Annotated in this window: 11 protein-coding genes; 6 read left to right on the top strand and 5 right to left on the bottom strand. The window is 66.5% G+C overall.

Annotated features, from left to right (window positions below; genetic code table 11):
- The first annotated feature begins 63 nt into the window (after window positions 1-63).
- On the top strand, window positions 64-1,050 hold the full coding sequence (locus tag ABD231_RS39250) for a helix-turn-helix domain-containing protein (RefSeq protein WP_344164551.1): 987 nt from the start codon (window positions 64-66) through the stop codon (window positions 1,048-1,050).
- A gap of 9 nt (window positions 1,051-1,059) precedes the next feature.
- Here the strand turns inward: ABD231_RS39250 and ABD231_RS39245 are convergent, their stop codons facing one another.
- On the bottom strand, window positions 1,060-2,385 hold the full coding sequence (locus ABD231_RS39245) for an aminotransferase-like domain-containing protein (RefSeq protein ID WP_344164548.1): 1,326 nt from the start codon (window positions 2,383-2,385) through the stop codon (window positions 1,060-1,062).
- Window positions 2,386-2,495: 110 nt separating this feature from the next.
- Here ABD231_RS39245 and ABD231_RS39240 point away from each other — a divergent pair, with 110 nt between their 5' ends.
- Together ABD231_RS39240 and ABD231_RS39235 are read left to right on the top strand one after the other, a co-directional pair.
- Window positions 2,496-3,293 (top strand): alpha/beta fold hydrolase, encoded by a 798-nt coding sequence (locus tag ABD231_RS39240; protein WP_344164544.1) that lies wholly within the window; start codon window positions 2,496-2,498, stop codon window positions 3,291-3,293.
- Window positions 3,290-4,543 carry an MFS transporter gene (locus ABD231_RS39235; protein WP_344164542.1) on the top strand — a complete coding sequence of 418 codons (1,254 nt, stop codon included), beginning with the start codon at window positions 3,290-3,292 and terminating at the stop codon, window positions 4,541-4,543. Before ABD231_RS39240 ends, ABD231_RS39235 begins: the two co-directional genes overlap by 4 nt.
- On the opposite strand, the gene ABD231_RS39230 is transcribed toward ABD231_RS39235, so the two are convergent.
- Window positions 4,544-5,287, bottom strand: coding sequence for a hypothetical protein (locus ABD231_RS39230; protein WP_344164539.1), 744 nt, complete (start codon window positions 5,285-5,287; stop codon window positions 4,544-4,546).
- 44 nt (window positions 5,288-5,331) lie between these two features.
- The gene (locus ABD231_RS39225; RefSeq protein ID WP_344164536.1) at window positions 5,332-5,994 is read right to left on the bottom strand and encodes a hypothetical protein; all 663 of its coding nucleotides are present in this window, start codon (window positions 5,992-5,994) and stop codon (window positions 5,332-5,334) included.
- Window positions 5,995-6,043: 49 nt separating this feature from the next.
- Between ABD231_RS39225 and ABD231_RS39220 the strand changes: the two genes are divergently transcribed.
- The 3 genes from ABD231_RS39220 to ABD231_RS39210 all read left to right on the top strand — a co-directional run bounded on the left by ABD231_RS39220 (window position 6,044) and on the right by ABD231_RS39210 (window position 10,600).
- On the top strand, window positions 6,044-6,685 hold the full coding sequence (locus ABD231_RS39220; RefSeq protein WP_344164533.1) for a TetR/AcrR family transcriptional regulator: 642 nt from the start codon (window positions 6,044-6,046) through the stop codon (window positions 6,683-6,685).
- 71 nt (window positions 6,686-6,756) lie between these two features.
- Window positions 6,757-6,969 carry a DUF1918 domain-containing protein gene (locus ABD231_RS39215; protein ID WP_344164530.1) on the top strand — a complete coding sequence of 71 codons (213 nt, stop codon included), beginning with the start codon at window positions 6,757-6,759 and terminating at the stop codon, window positions 6,967-6,969.
- A gap of 421 nt (window positions 6,970-7,390) precedes the next feature.
- Window positions 7,391-10,600, top strand: coding sequence for an NACHT domain-containing protein (locus tag ABD231_RS39210; RefSeq protein ID WP_344164527.1), 3,210 nt, complete (start codon window positions 7,391-7,393; stop codon window positions 10,598-10,600).
- Window positions 10,601-10,613: 13 nt separating this feature from the next.
- Here ABD231_RS39210 and ABD231_RS39205 read toward each other — a convergent pair whose 3' ends face one another.
- A complete protein-coding gene (locus ABD231_RS39205; RefSeq protein ID WP_344164524.1) occupies window positions 10,614-11,447 on the bottom strand; it encodes a DUF4145 domain-containing protein in 834 nt (277 codons plus the stop codon).
- Between the two features lies 1 nt (window position 11,448).
- Window positions 11,449-15,975 carry an AAA domain-containing protein gene (locus ABD231_RS39200; RefSeq protein ID WP_344164521.1) on the bottom strand — a complete coding sequence of 1,509 codons (4,527 nt, stop codon included), beginning with the start codon at window positions 15,973-15,975 and terminating at the stop codon, window positions 11,449-11,451.
- Window positions 15,976-16,097 lie beyond the last annotated feature (122 nt).

Here is a 16,097-nt window from a genome sequence, read left to right as displayed (position 1 = left end):
GATCGACGAGCCGTCAGAACCAACCGCCCCAGGCTCTTTGCGCCGGAACGAAGTGAGGCCCCTATGTCTACCGCGATCTCGCCCTACTCGATCGCCTCATGGTCGACGGACGACGTCAGACCACCGGAACGTGTCGAATACTGGATGAGCGTCCTCAGCGCGGCCACCCGTTATCGAGTGGATCCGACCTGTTCGCCAGGGACCTTCCGGGGCCGGCTGCTTCGCATGGGCACGGTCGCCTACACCCTCGGCCGGGTCTCGGCCGACTGTGCGCAGGGACATCGAACCGCCCCCATGGCGTCCGCGGACCCGCACGACAGCCGCACGCTGATGGTGACGATCCGCGGTCAATTGCTGGTCAGCCAAGATGATCAGGAGTTCCGGGTCGGCCCAGGTGGGGCGTTTCTGGCGTCGTCCACTTCGCCGTTCGAAGCAAAGCTCGACCACGCGGACATCGCCCTGCTGACGATTCCCGGGACGGAGCTGGACAACCGCCTCCGCCCCGGGGCACGCCGGTCGGCATCCCGCATGCTCGATCTCAACCGCGGCTTGGGCCGCGTCCTCGTGGGCATGCTGGGCGAACTGTTCGCCCAGCGAGCACACCTGTCGGCCGCCGAATTCGACGCGGTCTGCGACCGGCTGGTCGATCTCCTGTCCATGCTCGCCGTCGGCGACGACCGACCGGACACCGAGAGCGGCCTGGCCGAGGTCGAAGCCATGGTCAGACGCTACGTCCGAGAGCACGCCACCGACCCGACCCTGACCGGCGCCACAGTGGCACGTGCCCTCGGCTGGTCGCTACGGCAGGTCCAGCTGGCCATGCAGCGCGCAGGTACGACGCCCCGCGACCTGATCCGCGAAGAACGACTCGCGCTCGTGCACGAACGCCTCCGCAGCCCCGCCCACATCGTCATCGGCGAACTCGCCCACAGCTGCGGATTCTCCTCCAACAGCGCCCTGAGCGTCGCCTTCCGCCAGCGCTACGACATGAGCCCTCGAGAATTCAGAGCGCAGTACCTGCTGGACACCCACCGAGCCGGAGCTGCCTGAAGTGCTGAGTTACTCGTAGTCGGTGTCGTCGGGGGTGGATCTGGCCACCTCTGCCAGGGTTTCCAAGGCCTGCTCGAGGATCTCGATCGGGGGTGAGGCGAGAGCGAGCCGAATCGCGTTCGGGGCCTGGCCGGGGCCGGTGGTGAAGGCGGCTGCCGGGGTGACGGCGATGCCGTGTCTGGCGGCGGCGCCGACGAAGGTCTCGGCCCGCCACGGCGCGGGAAGCGACCACCACAGGTGGTAGGCGGACGGGTTGGCCGAGACGGTGAACCCGGTGAGCCGGTCGGCGGCGATCCGCTGCCGGGCCTGCGCGTCGTCCAGCTTGGCCGCCACGATCTTTGCCACCGAGCCGTCGGCGATCCAGCGGGTCGCGGCCTCCACGGCAAAGGCAGGAGCCGTCCAGCCTCCGGATCGTAGTGCGGAGGACAGACCGCTCTTCAGCATGCGGGGCGCGACCACGAAGCCTGTGGTGAGGCCTGGTGCGAGTCGCTTGGTCAAGCTGTCCACCAAGACTGTGTGGTACGGCGCCAGTGCGGCCAGCGGGGTCACCGTTGGCTCGAGGAATCCGTTGACCATGTCCTCGATCGCGGGCAGGTCCAGCTCTGCGAGCACGGCCGCGACGTCAGCGCGGCGGTCCTCGGGCATCGTGATGCCCAGTGGGTTGTGGAGGGTCGGCTGCAGGTAGACAGCGCGAACACCAGCAGTCCGAAGGGCGGCAGGTTCGATGCCGTGAGCATCCATCGCCAGCGGCACCAGCGTCACACCGAGCCGAGCGGCGATGCCTTTCATGACGGGGTAGGTCAAAGCCTCGACACCGAGCCGCTCCCCCGGTCCCACCAGTGCTGCAACGGCTGCTGCGAGCGCCTGGCGCCCGTTGCCGGCGAAGAGGATCTCCTCCGGCTGCGGACTCCACTGCGGTCGGGACAGGAACTCCGCCGCCGTCTCTCGCGCTTCGGTGGTGCCGCTGACGGTTGCCGGCCGCAACGCGGCCGTCAGCACATCAGGCCGAACCAGTCCCGCAAGGCTGGGCGCCAGGAGCTCAGCCTGGCCGGGCAGGATCGGAAAGTTGAACTCCAGGTCGACGCCGGCCCGCGCCGGTTCCGTCAGCACCTCGGTGGCCCGCTCGGTGGTCCGGACGAAGGTCCCCCGGCCCACCTCGCCCACCACCAGACCGCGGCGCACCAGCTCGCCGTACACGCGACTGGCGGTCGACACGGCGATCCGCCGATCGCGTGCGAACCGGCGCTGGGTCGGCAACCGCTCCCCCGGCCGCAGCCGGCCGGCGCTGATGTCAGCCCCGACCTGGTCCGCGATCCCCCGATAGTCCTCCGCCATCTCAGCTCCTCGCACCGCGATCATTGCACCGAGAGCAATATTATCATTGATCCGAGCAATCTCAGTGCATATGGTGAGAACGTCCAGCCGCCGCGGCTCTGAGGAGAACGATGCCGACAGCAACGATCGGTGACATCACCGTCGCCTACGACGAGATGGGCAGTGGTCAGCGGGTGCTCGTTCTGGTACATGGGCATCCGTTCGATCGCACCATGTGGCAGCCGCAGCTCGAACACTTCGCAGCACTGGGCTTCCGCGTCGTCGCCGCGGATCTCCGCGGTTACGGAGAGACCTCCGTGCGGCCCGGGACCACGGCGTTCGAGACGTTCGCCGGTGACGTGATCGGTCTGGCCGATCACCTGGGCATCGGCACCTTCGTTCTGGGCGGCTTGTCGATGGGCGGGCAGATCGCGATGGAGTGCTACCGGCTCTTCCCCGAGCGCATCACCGGTCTGATCCTCGCCGCCACCTCGGCCCGGGCCGAGACCCGGGCCGGCCGTGCCGTCCGGCATCAGATGGCCGACCGCCTGCTGGCCGAAGGGATGCCGCCGTACGCCGAAGAGGTCCTGCTCCAGATGGTGGCCCCCAGCAACTTGCTGGCGGCGCCGGACCTTGGCCACGACGTCATGACGATGATGCTCGGGACGCCGCCGGCCGGCGGGGCCGCGGCGCTGCGCGGGCGCGCCGATCGGCCGGACTATCTCGCAACGCTCGAAGGCGCGACAGTTCCGGCCCTGGTCATCGTCGGGAGCGAAGACGACTTCACCCCGATCGCGGACGCCGAACTGATGCACACGACGCTTCCGGATTCGACGTTGACCGTCGTCGAAGGCGCCGCCCATCTGCCGAATCTCGAGCGTACGGCGGAGTTCAACGCCGTACTCGAAGCCTTCCTGGAGCACGTATGAGCCCTCATCCACCGCGGTTGACGAGGATGGACGGCGATTTCAAGCGGTTCTGGGCCGGCCAGTCGGTGTCCGCGGTGGGTACCCACGTGACTGCGGTGGCGCTGCCGCTGACTGCGGCGATCACCCTCGACGCCGGCGCCGCAGGCGTCAGTGCGATCGCGACTGCGAGCTATCTGCCGAGCGCGGTCCTTCCGTTGCTCGCCGGCCACTGGCTCGAAGGGCGGCGGAAACGCGGACTGATGGTCGCCACCGACCTGCTCCGGGCAGCCGCCGTAGCGGCGATCCCCTTGGCCTGGGCGTTCGATCACCTCTCGGTGGCGATCCTGGTCGCAGTCGCGCTGGTGGTCGGCGCCGCGAGTGTCCTGTTCGACATCGCCTCGTTCGCGTACCTGCCGGACTTCGTCCCCGAGCAAGAGCTGCCGGCCGCGAATCGAGCCCTTCAGGGCTCGTCCACGGCTGCTCAGGTCGGAGGCCCGGGCCTCGCGGGCCTCTTGGTGCAGATGCTCGGGCCCGCCATCGCACTGCTGGTCGATGCGATCTCCTACGTGGCGAGCGCCGTCGGCATCGCTGCCGCGCGACGCACGGAGGCTGCACCGCAGTCGACCGATGAGCGGCCCGGCCTGTGGGAAGGCGTCCGGCAGATCGCAGTGAGTCCCTTCCTGCGGTCCATGACGGTCGGCGTCGCGTTGTACAACGGCGCCGCACAGATCATGGTCGTCAACCTGGTGATTCTTGCGGTGAAAGACCGTGGCGTGTCCGCAGGTGGTTACGGCATCGCGCTGAGCGCGGGCGGCGTCGGAGCGTTCGTCGGCGCGATGATCGTGTTACGCCCCGCGCGGCGCTTCGGCTACGGTCCCGCATTGCTCGGCTCGATCACGTTGTCGACAGGGGTGCCCGTAGCGCTGGCCTTCCTGCCCGGGCGTGGCCTCGAGTACGGCGTTCTGCTCGGGCTCGTGCAGTTCGGAGCCGGCATCGGCCTGGGCGGTGCGAACGTGTTGTCGGTGACCATCCGCCAGCTGTTGATCCCCCGCACTTCGCTTGCCCGGAGCAACGGCGCCTATCGGACATTCACGTACGGCGTACTCCCCCTCGGAGCCGCACTGGGCGGCGTCCTGGGCAGCACGTTCGGTCCCACGGTGGCGGTCGCCGTCGGCACCGCGGGCATGGCGGTGTCCGCCGTACCGATGTTCGTGGTCCGCGAGGTTCGCAACCTCACGACACCGATCGCGTTGGATGCGGCCGGTCACTGATCAGCTGAGTTCTGAGCGGGTGAGGCGGAGGAAGGCTTTGAGGCCGGCGATGACTTCCTGGTTGTCGGTGAGGCGGGTCAACGAGTGCTCGAACTGGCGGGCATGGGCGTCGACCTTGGCGTGCAACGCTCTGTCCCGGGCAACGGCGCTCGCTTCGGCAGCGGCCAGCCCCTGCTCCAGCTGAGACAGGCGGACGTGCTGATCATTCGATTCCGCCCGCAAGGTCTTGAGGTCGGTCTTCAGGGTGTCCAGGCGGCGAAGGGTTTCGATCAGGTCGTCACGGGGGTGCTTGACGTCTTGCAGCATCGCGGTCATCCGGTCGCGCAGGTAGCTGAAGTAGGCGCCGGCCGGGCGGAAGAACGTGCTGACCAAGTAGAGGCCGGCCAGGTAGTAGCCGATCGCGCCACCGGAAAAATAGGTGACCAAGGCAACGAGTGCCGCGGACACCAGATGCGAGCCGACCGCGAACCAACGCATGCGCGAGGCAATCCGTCGTACCTCCGGCTCCCGCTCGGCCGGTACGTCGATGCCGCGGTCACGGCTCGTCCGGATCTCGTGAATCAACGCATGCGCCTGGAAGTACAGGTTCCACGGCACAGTCAGCAACAGAATCAGCCACAACAGGCACAGAGCAGCCAGGAACAACGAAAGGATCTCCTGCAGCGGCACGTCGGCGATCGCAACCAGCACGATGGCAACAACCGTGACGACCACAGCCCCACAGAACACCCAGATCTTCGACATACCCAGCAGCCTGCCCGACCCCGCCACCCCCGAAATCGGTACAACTACTCAGCCGGCCTGCTCAACGGGTGCTTGATGAGGGCGGTGCCGTAGGCCAGTAGCCAGACGACCCAGAGCAGCCAGCCGGTCAGCCCGATCAGGCCGAAGACTCCACCCCGGTCGATCACGAGCGGCGTCAGTACGGCGGAAGCGAAAGTCAGCGTGGCCGCGGTGAATCCGAGCAGTTGGTGCCAACGCCGAATGAGTCCGCAGCGGAAGCCGGCGATGGACAGCCCGATCAGCGCGACCGCGAGAAAGGTGCCGTTGAGGGTGAGCAGCGCATCCTGCAACGGCCACAGTGCGCTCGCCTCGCCGGGTTGCTGCACCACTGCGAGCCTGGCGCCGATCACCCCGACGAACACCGCCGTCTGGAGGAGGAGTCCCGCGACGCCGACCACCGACCAGGCCTCGCCGCGCCGGCGTTCCAGCGGCCAGAGCACCACGAAGGCGCCGGCCGCGAAGAGCGCGATGCCGAACCAGGCGATCGGCGTCAGCGCCGAGGACCATTGCACGAGCCCGCGGTGATCGGCCACGAACCTGCTCGCCTCGGCGGGGTCGGCTCCGGGTGACGGATGCCCGGCCGGGACTGTGATCAGGTTGCCCAGGACGATCATGGTGGCGAAGCCGATCGCGCCCAAGCCACCGATACGATTGAATTGAGTAGTCATCTATTGATTATGACAGGCGTAAAGTGAATATCGAACAGAGAGGACCTGAGTGAGCGAGGACAGCGGATCCGGCGGTGAGCGGCGGCGATACGAATCGCTGCGGCGGGCGGCGCAGGCACAGGAGACCCGAGCCGAGATCGCCCGTACGGCGCGCGAGCTGTTCGTCGCTCACGGATGGGCAGCCACCACGGTGCGCGACGTCGCGCGGGAGGCCGGCGTCTCCGTACCGACCATCTACGCGACCTATCGCAACAAGACCGGCCTCGCTCTCGCCCTGGCCGACGCGGCCGACCTGGCCGCCGACCTGCCGCGACTCGTCGAAGAACTCGCCGTCGCCGGACCCCGCGACCAACTCGCCGCCATGGCCGCCTACGACCGCCGCCTCTACGAGCGCGCCGGCGACGTGATCCAGCTGGTTCGCGACGCAGGCCGCACCGAGCCCGACCTGGCGAACACCTACGCCGACGGACGCCGCCGCGCCGACGAGGCCCGCCATCAGGTCTTCACCTCCTGGCCCCCCGGCACCCTGCGCGTAGACGTCCCCCAAGCCCTCGACATCTACGCCGCACTTTGCACGATCGACGTCTACAACACCCTCACCATCGAGCGGACCTGGTCCCCCGACCAGGTCCAGACCTGGTGGGCCGAAACCCTCCCCCAACTCCTCCTGACCCCTCCGGCTCTGGACTGACCGCCGGAAGGCGAGCAGAGTCGGTTGTGGACGGCTTCGGCCCGCGGGCCGTCTGTGGAAGGGAGGGCGGCATGAAGGCTACGCAGGGGAACTGGGTTGTGGTGGAGAGCACGCACCTGGACACGCCGAAGCGGCGCGGCCTGATCCTTGAGGTGCACGGCCCGGCGGGCGAGCCGCCGTTCCTCGTCCGCTGGGACGACACCGGGACTGAATCTGTTTTCGTCCCAGGCCCCGGGGCGCACATCCTGACGGCTGACCAGATGCAGGCCCAGCACGGCCACTGAGCTGCCGCCAGCACACACATGGACGAGCGGCTACGCCCCGGCACATCAGAGGTCAGGGGTTCGACCGGGAGGATCGACGGGACCTGTGCTCTCTGGCCTCGGTCGGCTCAGCGACAGCCCGTTGGCTGGGGCTGGGCCGACCCGACCGCCGGCCCGATCATCGCTGCGGTCGCGCGCGAAGACATCAGAGCCTCGACGGCGAGGGCTACCGCTTGTCCATCGCCGGTCTGCCCGCCTCTTGACTGGGCTCGGAGTTCGGTTAAGACCTCGCTGTCGCTGCGGCGACCCCTAACATTGAAACGACTGCCTGCAGTATGGTCCCTGCTTCAGCACGAGGGGCGTGGTAGGTCACGTGGCGAACGACAGCCGGCAAAGCAGTTCCGCACCAAGCACGGTAACAACCAAACTTCTCACGGCCATCATGGCCGTGGGTCCGCCCGCAGTCCTCAGCGGTTGGTTGTCGGAGAAGATCCGCGACAATGTCTTGCTCAGCATCCTGGTGCTGATCTTCTACTGGATATTCGTCGGGGTTGTCCGCGTACTACTCCGACTTGGCCGCGAGGTCACGGACCTCTGGATTCCACGCGCGGCGGCAGCCGTCGACCGCCGATTCAGCGCGATCGTGAACAGCTATCGGTCCCGCTACCTCGACCAGTTGCTCGCCAGCGTGCGGGACATCGAACTGCTCGGAATGACGACACAAGGCGAGTTCTCACTGCGGCTGCGGCAGGTGTACGTCGACGTCAGCCTGGCGTCCTCGCCCTCAACCGCCCATGCCCCCTTCGTCGGCCGCGAGATCCAAGGCGGTGAACGCCGGTCACTCGACTCATTCCTCAGCACCAAGGAACCCAGTGTCTACGCCATCATCGGGGGTCCCGGATCCGGGAAAACAACCCTTCTGCGCCGGACCGCGATGATGCTGGGAGAACGACGACGCGGCAGGAGATCGTTGCCCCTCCTCCTGTATTTGCGAGATCACGTCCAAGAGATCGTCAGCAACCCCGGCGTCACCGTTCCCCAGTTGCTCGCCGACGTCACCTGGCTCAAAGGCATGGTGACAGCCGACTGGTTCGAGCGCTGCCTCGAGCGCGGACGGTGTGTGGTGATGCTCGACGGACTCGACGAGGTGGCAGTCGAAGACCACCGGCAACTGACGTCACAATGGGTCCGCCAGCAAGTCACCCGGTACCCGGAGAATCATTTCATCCTGACCTCACGGCCGTACGGGTACCACGCGAATCCGGTGAGCGGAGCGGACATACTCCAGGTCCGCCGGTTCACCAGCGACCAGATCTTCAAATTCGTTCATGCCTGGTACCTCGCGATCGAGAGCCGCAGCAGGGACACCGACGACGAACACACCCGCGACATCGCCACCGCCTCCGCAGACGACCTGCTCCGGCGGATGCGGTCGCAACCCGCCTTGTACGATCTGGCCGCCAACCCGATGTTGCTCACGATGATCGCGAACGTCCACAAGTATCGCGGGGCGCTGCCCGGCAGCCGCGCGGCACTGTACGGCGAGATGTGCGATCTGCTGCTGCATCGGCGGCAAGAAGCCAAGAACATCCAGCTCGGTACTGGACTCAAGACCGAGCAGCGAGCGAAGGTAGTCCGCCAACTCGCGATGGCCATGATGTCCCGAGAAGTCCGTGACATCCGGCTGAGCACGGCGAGCGAGCTCATCGGACCGTCACTCGCCCGCATCCCACGCGGCCCGCAGCCCGACGAGTTCCTCGATGCGCTGACCAAAAGCGGCCTCTTCATCGAACGGGAAGTCGGCACGTACGCCTTCGCACATCAAACCCTGCAGGAGTACCTGGCCGCGACCGAAATCCGGGACCATCTCGACGGAACCACCCTGCCGGCCGTCGTGGACAACGCCTGGTGGCGGGAGACGATCCTGCTCTGGGCAGCCGATGCGGACGCCTCGCCGGTTGTCGCCGCCTGTTTGGCTTCGGGCTCCGTGGACGCGCTCGCCCTCGCATATGACTGTGCGGAGGAGGCACGCGAGGTGGACGGCGAACTGCGGCAACGCCTCGACGCGTTGCTCTACGCCGAACCACCGGACAACGAAGCCACAGCTCGCGCCGCGCACCGGCAGCTGATGGCCGCCGTACGGACTTCCAGAAGTCTCCGCTATACGGTCACACTCAGCAATGACGCCGTGGCCTGTGCAAACCCCATGCCGCAGTCCCTGTATCGACTGTATGCCGAACTGTCCGGCGATCCATCGGTCGACGCATCCCGAACCGGTCAACCGAACACGCATGACGACGCTGTGGCCGCTGTCGGCGTACCGGCCGCGCAGGTCGAGAAGGTCGTTGCCTGGATCAACAGTCTGTTCGACGACGGGACGGCCTACCGGCTGCCGACCCGCCGGGAACTGGCCGACCCGATGACCGAAGTCGTCGTCGATCTCCAGCGATACACCATCTGGTACGCCGACCCAGCGCCGGGGGACGATCCTTCGGGTACCGGCGAGCCGGCCGCCGTGCCGGCTACCACCAATGGCTACACGGGTCCACACCTCTTCGTCCCACGCAGCATCCCGCACCCCTTCGTCGCGAGTCCCGACCGTCTCGAAGACGGCATCCGACGCGATGTCGCCTCCGTGGCCGGCGTCCTCCCGTTCGTCCTGAGCCTCAGCCTGGAACGAAATCCGGACCGGGCCCGCGCCCGGGACTTCGGAACGACCATCAGGAGAATCCAGCGATTGGAAGGCAGCGTATCCCCAGCACTGGTGAAGAAGCCGACTCACGTCGATCGAGCGTTGGCACGAAGCACCGGCGGCTACATGGAGATGGGCAGCGTGAACTGGCGGGCAGACAGGATGCTCGTCCTGGCGCGGGACCTCACCGCGGTCAAGCATCTCTCGATCGCGACGAACTTCGTCCAGAACCTCCGGCTCGCAGTCGGGCAAGATCCCTCCTTCGAGCGTGCACTCGGCCAAGCTCTCGACATCGTCCTTTCCCACTCACTGCAGACGGACGAACTCTCGCTGCTCGTCCGAAACCTGAAGGCACCGAACAGGCTGGCATCGAGCGACAACGGCGGAGAGACCATCATCGCCTGGCCCGAAGCCGCCGCCTCACCTGACACCTTCGAGCTCACTGCCGTCGGCCTGACCCTCCTGCTGTCCGTCTGGGAACCCAGCCGCGCCAAGGGCCGCCAACGCCAGACCACGAATCACTTCGACACATTCCTGGCTGGGCTGTGCTCACCTTCGGCAGAGGTGACGCCGACGATCCCCGAGCAGATAACGCGCACCTTGCACGAGGTGCAATCCCTGCTGCCCACCGCAGCTTGGAGAAGTTCCGACGCCACAGCACCGTACGGCCCAGGAGCAGACCCTGGCACCGATGAGGAGAGCTGGCGGTTCCTGGCTCGACGCGTCACAGCACTGATCGCAGGTCTGCTCGACACAGCCCCGCACAATCCAAGCGACTCGACTCCGATGAACTCCGCGATCCGTCTTGGGCTCTTGGCCGTGATCGGTGTAGCCGACAAGTTCACGGACAGCCAGATCGCAGCGAAGACACGAGGCATCCACAGCAGCCTCACCTCCGTCGACGCACGGCGCTCCGATCCGACGCTCGCATCCGAGGTCATCCTCTTGGTGCGGACCTAGAACCGCGGCCTCGTCATCGCGTGATCTGGTCGTCCGCCTGTGTCGCCCGATGGGCGGCAAGATCATTGAGCGCGGCGACTACGACGTTCCAGGCGATCCGGACGCTGTCGTCCTCCGGCTCGTACTCTTGCTTCCACTGCTTGCGTGGGTGGACCAAGTTGCGGTGGTTGCGCAGTACGTCGGCGTACTCGGCCACGTCCTTCGCGATCCACCGCTCGTCGCGGGCCTTGGTGATCAGAGCCTGCAGGTTGTCGCTCGGTGTTGACTCCATGCTGTGCAGTGCGACGTCGTACAGGACCCCTTCCAGAAGGCTGCCGAGCATGATCAATGCGGCCGTCGGGGCGCCGGATCGCCAGCAAGCGAATGCTTCGTCGAGCCGGTGCCGGAGCTGACGGCCGAAGGCCTCGTCCTGGACGATCTCGGCGATGCTGACCGACAGGTCGGCGACGCTTGGAGCATTGATGCGATCCATGACCTGGGAGCCCGCGATGATGACGGGCCTCCCGCCTTCATGCACGACTCGAAAGCCTTCCAGTGCGAGAAGCTTGTTCAGCTCCGCTACTACACCAGTCAGGGCTTCGTCATCACCGATGTACTCACGCGGATCAGCCAGTCTCCGGACGACTCGACGCATCGCGTCCGGGTCATCTCCCCACCGTTTCAGCTGTTCGAGTGTCCATTCGCGGCGATACCCCTCGAACTCACCCACGGGAAGGCCGGCTGCCTTGAAGAACTTCTCGATCTCGAAGGCCCGCCGGTAGTGCGGCGTCAGGTCATCGCCGCAAATCAGATCCGCGATGCCCCGGAGGATGTTGTCATCAAGGTCGAACGGGTCGTCGTTCGTCATGTCACGCCTCTGCCATCTCGTCGTCGAGCTCGACGGGACTCCAGTCTGCACTGGGCGTCTCCACCGCCTGAGGCCGAATCCCCTGGTCCTCGAGGAGCTGCCACAAGGGAGCGAGCTCGTGATCGCGGTCGAACTCGAACTCGCTCTCCCGGATCCGAACCGTCCGCCACCTCATCCGGCCGAGCTCCCGGTCGCGACGTGCGTCGTTCTCCTGATCCTGCGCGCTGGTGTGCCACCGGTGTCCGTCGCACTCGATCGCGATCCGCGAACCGTCGCCTACGACAACCAAATCGATCCGGCGCGAGCCGATCGGGTACTGCGGTACGACGTGGTAGCCGCGACCGCGGATCTCGCGGAACACCCGCTGTTCGAAGAGACTCTCGAACGGCCTCACCCGGGTGGTCTCGGAGACCTCTTCCACCTGCGGTGACACCCCGAACGAGGACGGCGGCTGCAGCATGTACGACATCAGCGACGTACGCAGGTCTCCCGGCTTGAGGTCCTCGAGGGCGACCGAGCTGAACAACCACAGCTGGTCCTTGGCGCGGCTCGCGGCCACGTTGTAGGACTGACGGTAGTTCTCCGCGGTTGCCTTCGCCGGCGTCTCGGCCACCACCATCGACAAGAAGACGATGTCTCGCTCGTCGCCCTGAAAGTCGGGTGCGGTACCGATCCTGATCTGTCGTTCCTGACGGACATCCGCGGCAATCCGCTCGTTGATCAGGCGCTCGATGAGCTGCAGGTGTCCCTTGACCGACTGGAGGACCACGATTCCAAAGCTCTTGCCCGCGTAGGCCGGATCCTCCAGGCACCCAGCGAGCGTGTCGACGATCGCGGTCGCCTCAAGCCGGTTTCTCCGCCGGTCGCCGCTGCCCTCGATGTGGGCATCGGGAACAACTGTGACCTGCAGCGGAGGCAGTGTGTTCGCCTCACGTTCCCGCAACGGAATCAGCCCACCGGAGGTGCCGTTGTCGCCTAGTTCGTAGAACTGCTTCGACGACCAGGTGATGATCTCCGGTACGCACCGGAAGTGCTCTCGCAACCTGATGAGGCCGGCCTTTCCGGAGCGCGCCGACAGGACGTCGTAGAGGTTGGACTTCGGGGTGTAGAGCCTGCGGATGTCGGTGTCGATGTCGGCGAGGTACTCATCATTGCGCTCATACACCACGTCCAGCTTGCCGAGGGCGCTGGGACCAGGTGTGCATTGCTTGTCGTCGCCGACGACAATGATTCGCGGCGCCATCCACAGCAGGTAGAGGTGCTCGATCCCGATCTGGCTTGCTTCGTCGACGATCACCACATCGAAGCGATCGCGATCCGCGGGCAGGTTCTCCAGAAGGTTGGGCAACGGCACAACCCAGGCAGGTACGGCGCCCTGTGCCTTGTCCATGGCAACCCGGGCCGCCTGGCGGATTTCGCGAACCTTCTTACCGTGGCCGGCCCCGATCTTCGACATGTGGGTGCGGTAGGTGCTCAGCGCCCGCTGCTGATCGTCCGACAGCCGCGCAATGCAGGTCCTAGTGGCTTCTGCTGCGGCCAATTGGGCCGTGACATGCTCGAGCTGATCCTCGACCTCGCGAAACTCGGCTGCCAGCCGGCGCTCCACATCGGCATTGCGATGCGCCACCATGAAACGCTTCGCCGACGCCCAGGCCCACGCTGCCCCGCTGTCCCGCCGATCCCAGTCCGGGTCGACAGCATCCCGCTCCAGCAGGTCGAGCAGATGAGGATGTGCTGCCTGCAATGCGGCGGAGAGCTCGACGCACCGCTGCTCCGCGCTCTGCTCATTCCGCGCGACCTCGATCGCAGCAGTCGCGAGCTCGTACTTCTCACTGTTCCGTTCTTCGATGGCAGCGACCAAGCCCGCCAGCTCGGGGCATGCGTCCGGACGTCGCACCAACGCATCCAGCGGCGCCCGAAGCTGGTGGATCGCGGCTGAGGCCGCCCTGGACAAGATGCCCGATCGAGCCTCGATCGCCGCTTGGTGCGCAGCGTTGATCGATGCGAAATCAGCCAACGGAGCAACAATCCGCTGACGGTGCAGAAGGTCCCGGACCACGTTGCGCAGAACTCCCAGCTGCACGATGGCGACCAGGGTCTTTCCGTTGTCGGCCATCTCGGACAACACTGCCTGGACCGGCCCCTCGGAGACTGGTACACCGCTTTCCGTCCACCGCTGGGCCAGCTGCAGCGCGCCGACCTCGGCGTCGATCCTGCGGACCACGGCCCGCAACTGGTCGGCGGTCCGAACCTCGGTACCGTCGACATGGACAGCATCCAGCAACGATCGGGCCGCCTTCTGCTGGGAGCTTGGCATGAGCTTGCGGAAGCTGCCGCCCTGCTCCAGGTAGCCGAGCAACGCATTGCCCGAGCTCAGCCAACCGCGAGCTGTCCCCAATGTCTGGATGTTGATCGGCTGCAGGAAGTCGACAACCTGATCGCCGTTCTGTCCGCGGATCGACGCCAGCAGTCGATTCGGCTCGTCGGCCGAAGCCACCAAATGCTCCCAGAGGCCGGCGTTGCGGTCGGCCAAGGCATCGTCGACCGCCTGCTGAGCCCAGGTGCCCTTGCTCAGGGAAGATGACGAGTAGCCGACTTCCTCCACGCCTCGTAGGAGCGCGTTCAGGTGGTCGGCGACAGCTGACAGTTCCTCGGCAGAGAGACCAGCCAGTTGGTGAGCGAGTGGGTTCACGACGGCCCCGACACGTTCCTTGGCGGCGTGTTCAGCCCGGATCAGTTCGGCGAGCTCAGCGGTGGAAGCCAGCTCGTTGGCTGCCGGTATCCGTTGCTGGGGACGGCTGCGCCGCGCCGTCGTACGACCGGCCAGGGTCAGCCGAAGCTCTGTGAACGCTGCCGGCGACAGCGGTGGCTGCGCAGGCGCCTGACCCGGCAGGTCCGGCATCCACGAGTGCTCGTCAGCAGCTCGATTCACCTGTCGGACTATCTCTGCAAGTGAGCCACGGTAGGCGGACGGATCGAGCCACGGCGCAACGGCATCGAACTGACGCTGTTCGACATCGCGCAGCTCCGCGATCTGCCGGTTCAAGCTGACGCTGCGGTCGATGAGTGCGGTTCGCTCGCCTGCCAATCGTGCAGCCGCCGACTTCAGCCCCGCCTCGTCCGATGTCGCCAGCGTCGTCGACAAAGCATCCAGGCCGCGCTCCAGCTCTGTAGCTGCGTCCTTGCTGCCGCCGGTGAGCAACACGCAGAGGGAGCGCAGCTCTGCCGGAATCCGATCCCGCAGGACCCGCAGAGCCTGGTCCTTCTGACTGGTCACCAGGACTCGCTGCCCACGCGCCAGCAACGCGGACACCAGATTCGCAATCGTGTGTGTCTTCCCCGTACCAGGTGGCCCCTGGACGACAACCGCCGTTTCCCTCCGGAGAATGCGCAGGACCCGTTCCTGCTCGTCGTTGGCCGGCAACGGGAACAGCGGATCGTCGCCGAGTACGTCGCCCTGCGTTGCTCCCTGGCGTGACAGCCAGGTGTGCCGCTGAGCGGGCTCGGTATCGACAACGGCCTGGGCCAGGCCCACAGGGACGTCGACCGCGGGTGCCCGCAACTCGGCGGCGATCTTGCGATAGGCCTCAGCCAGCAACTCACGCCCCCGAGGGCGCAGGAGCAGCGCCGGCGCGGGTACGAAGGACAAGCCAGCAGAACTGTCGGTGTCAGCGTCAGCCCGCCGGTTTCGTTCCTCGAATGCAGTGTTGACACCGAGACCCATCCACGCCTTGAGCCGATCCACTGTCTCCGCGCTCAAGAACGCGTCGACCGCATCGACGACGTCCTCCTTCGCGGCGCTACCTCGGTCGGGGCGATACTCCGGCAAACCCTCGAACAGCTCCCGATCCTCGAGACGGCGGCGGCCTGACGGCGCCAGCACCTGCACGGCACCGGACCGCTCGATGACCAGCGACACCGGAGCCGTCAGGAGATGGCGCCGGATCAGGTCCCCGTCAGGCAACCGCCAGGTCACCAGGCCGAGAGCCAGGACGAACTCGACCTCGTCATCACGCTGTTCCATCGCCTTGGCGGAGTGCTCGAGGTCTTCGTGGAACTTCCGGGCAACAGCCCTGACGCGTTCCGCTGCGGCCCATTCCTTCCAGCGCGTCCCCCAGTCCAGATAGATCCTCTGCCGGCGAGCAGATTCCTCATCCTCCGCATCGAGCTCTGCCTGGTCACGGTCGGCGCCGGAGTGAGCTGGCGGCAACTGCAGCGCCGGCACTGATCCGTTCGGATCGCCTCGGCCGGTTCGCTCAACGAACTCGTCCAGCTCTTGAGGTACGGCGGGGAACGGCACAATCGGCACTGGCCGCGCCTGGAGCAGTACCTCGGACTCTCCGTGCGCCGAGACCTCGACCCCGGCCGGACGCTCGTCGAGCCACAGGACCCGCTCAGGTGCCCGGCTCCCCGGCGCCAGCACGTCTCGAACCGGATCCCGGTTCGCCGAGTCGGTGATGTCGGCCAGAAAGTCGATCAGGCTCGTCGTCTTCCGCAATGCCGACGCATCGAAGTCGTCATCCAGCACCCGCGTATCCCCCTCCAGCGCCCCACACACTCAGCGTCATCCGCGCAACTGTCCGTGATCAAGGGTGACGCAATCTCCTCCGCGTGTCATCCCGTGGGCGAGCCTGCGGAGTCCGGCCGAGA

Source organism: Kribbella yunnanensis (assembly GCF_039529655.1).
GTDB lineage: Bacteria > Actinomycetota > Actinomycetes > Propionibacteriales > Kribbellaceae > Kribbella > Kribbella yunnanensis.
Note: the sequence above shows the minus strand (reverse complement) of the source record. Positions and strands in the feature narration are given on the sequence as shown.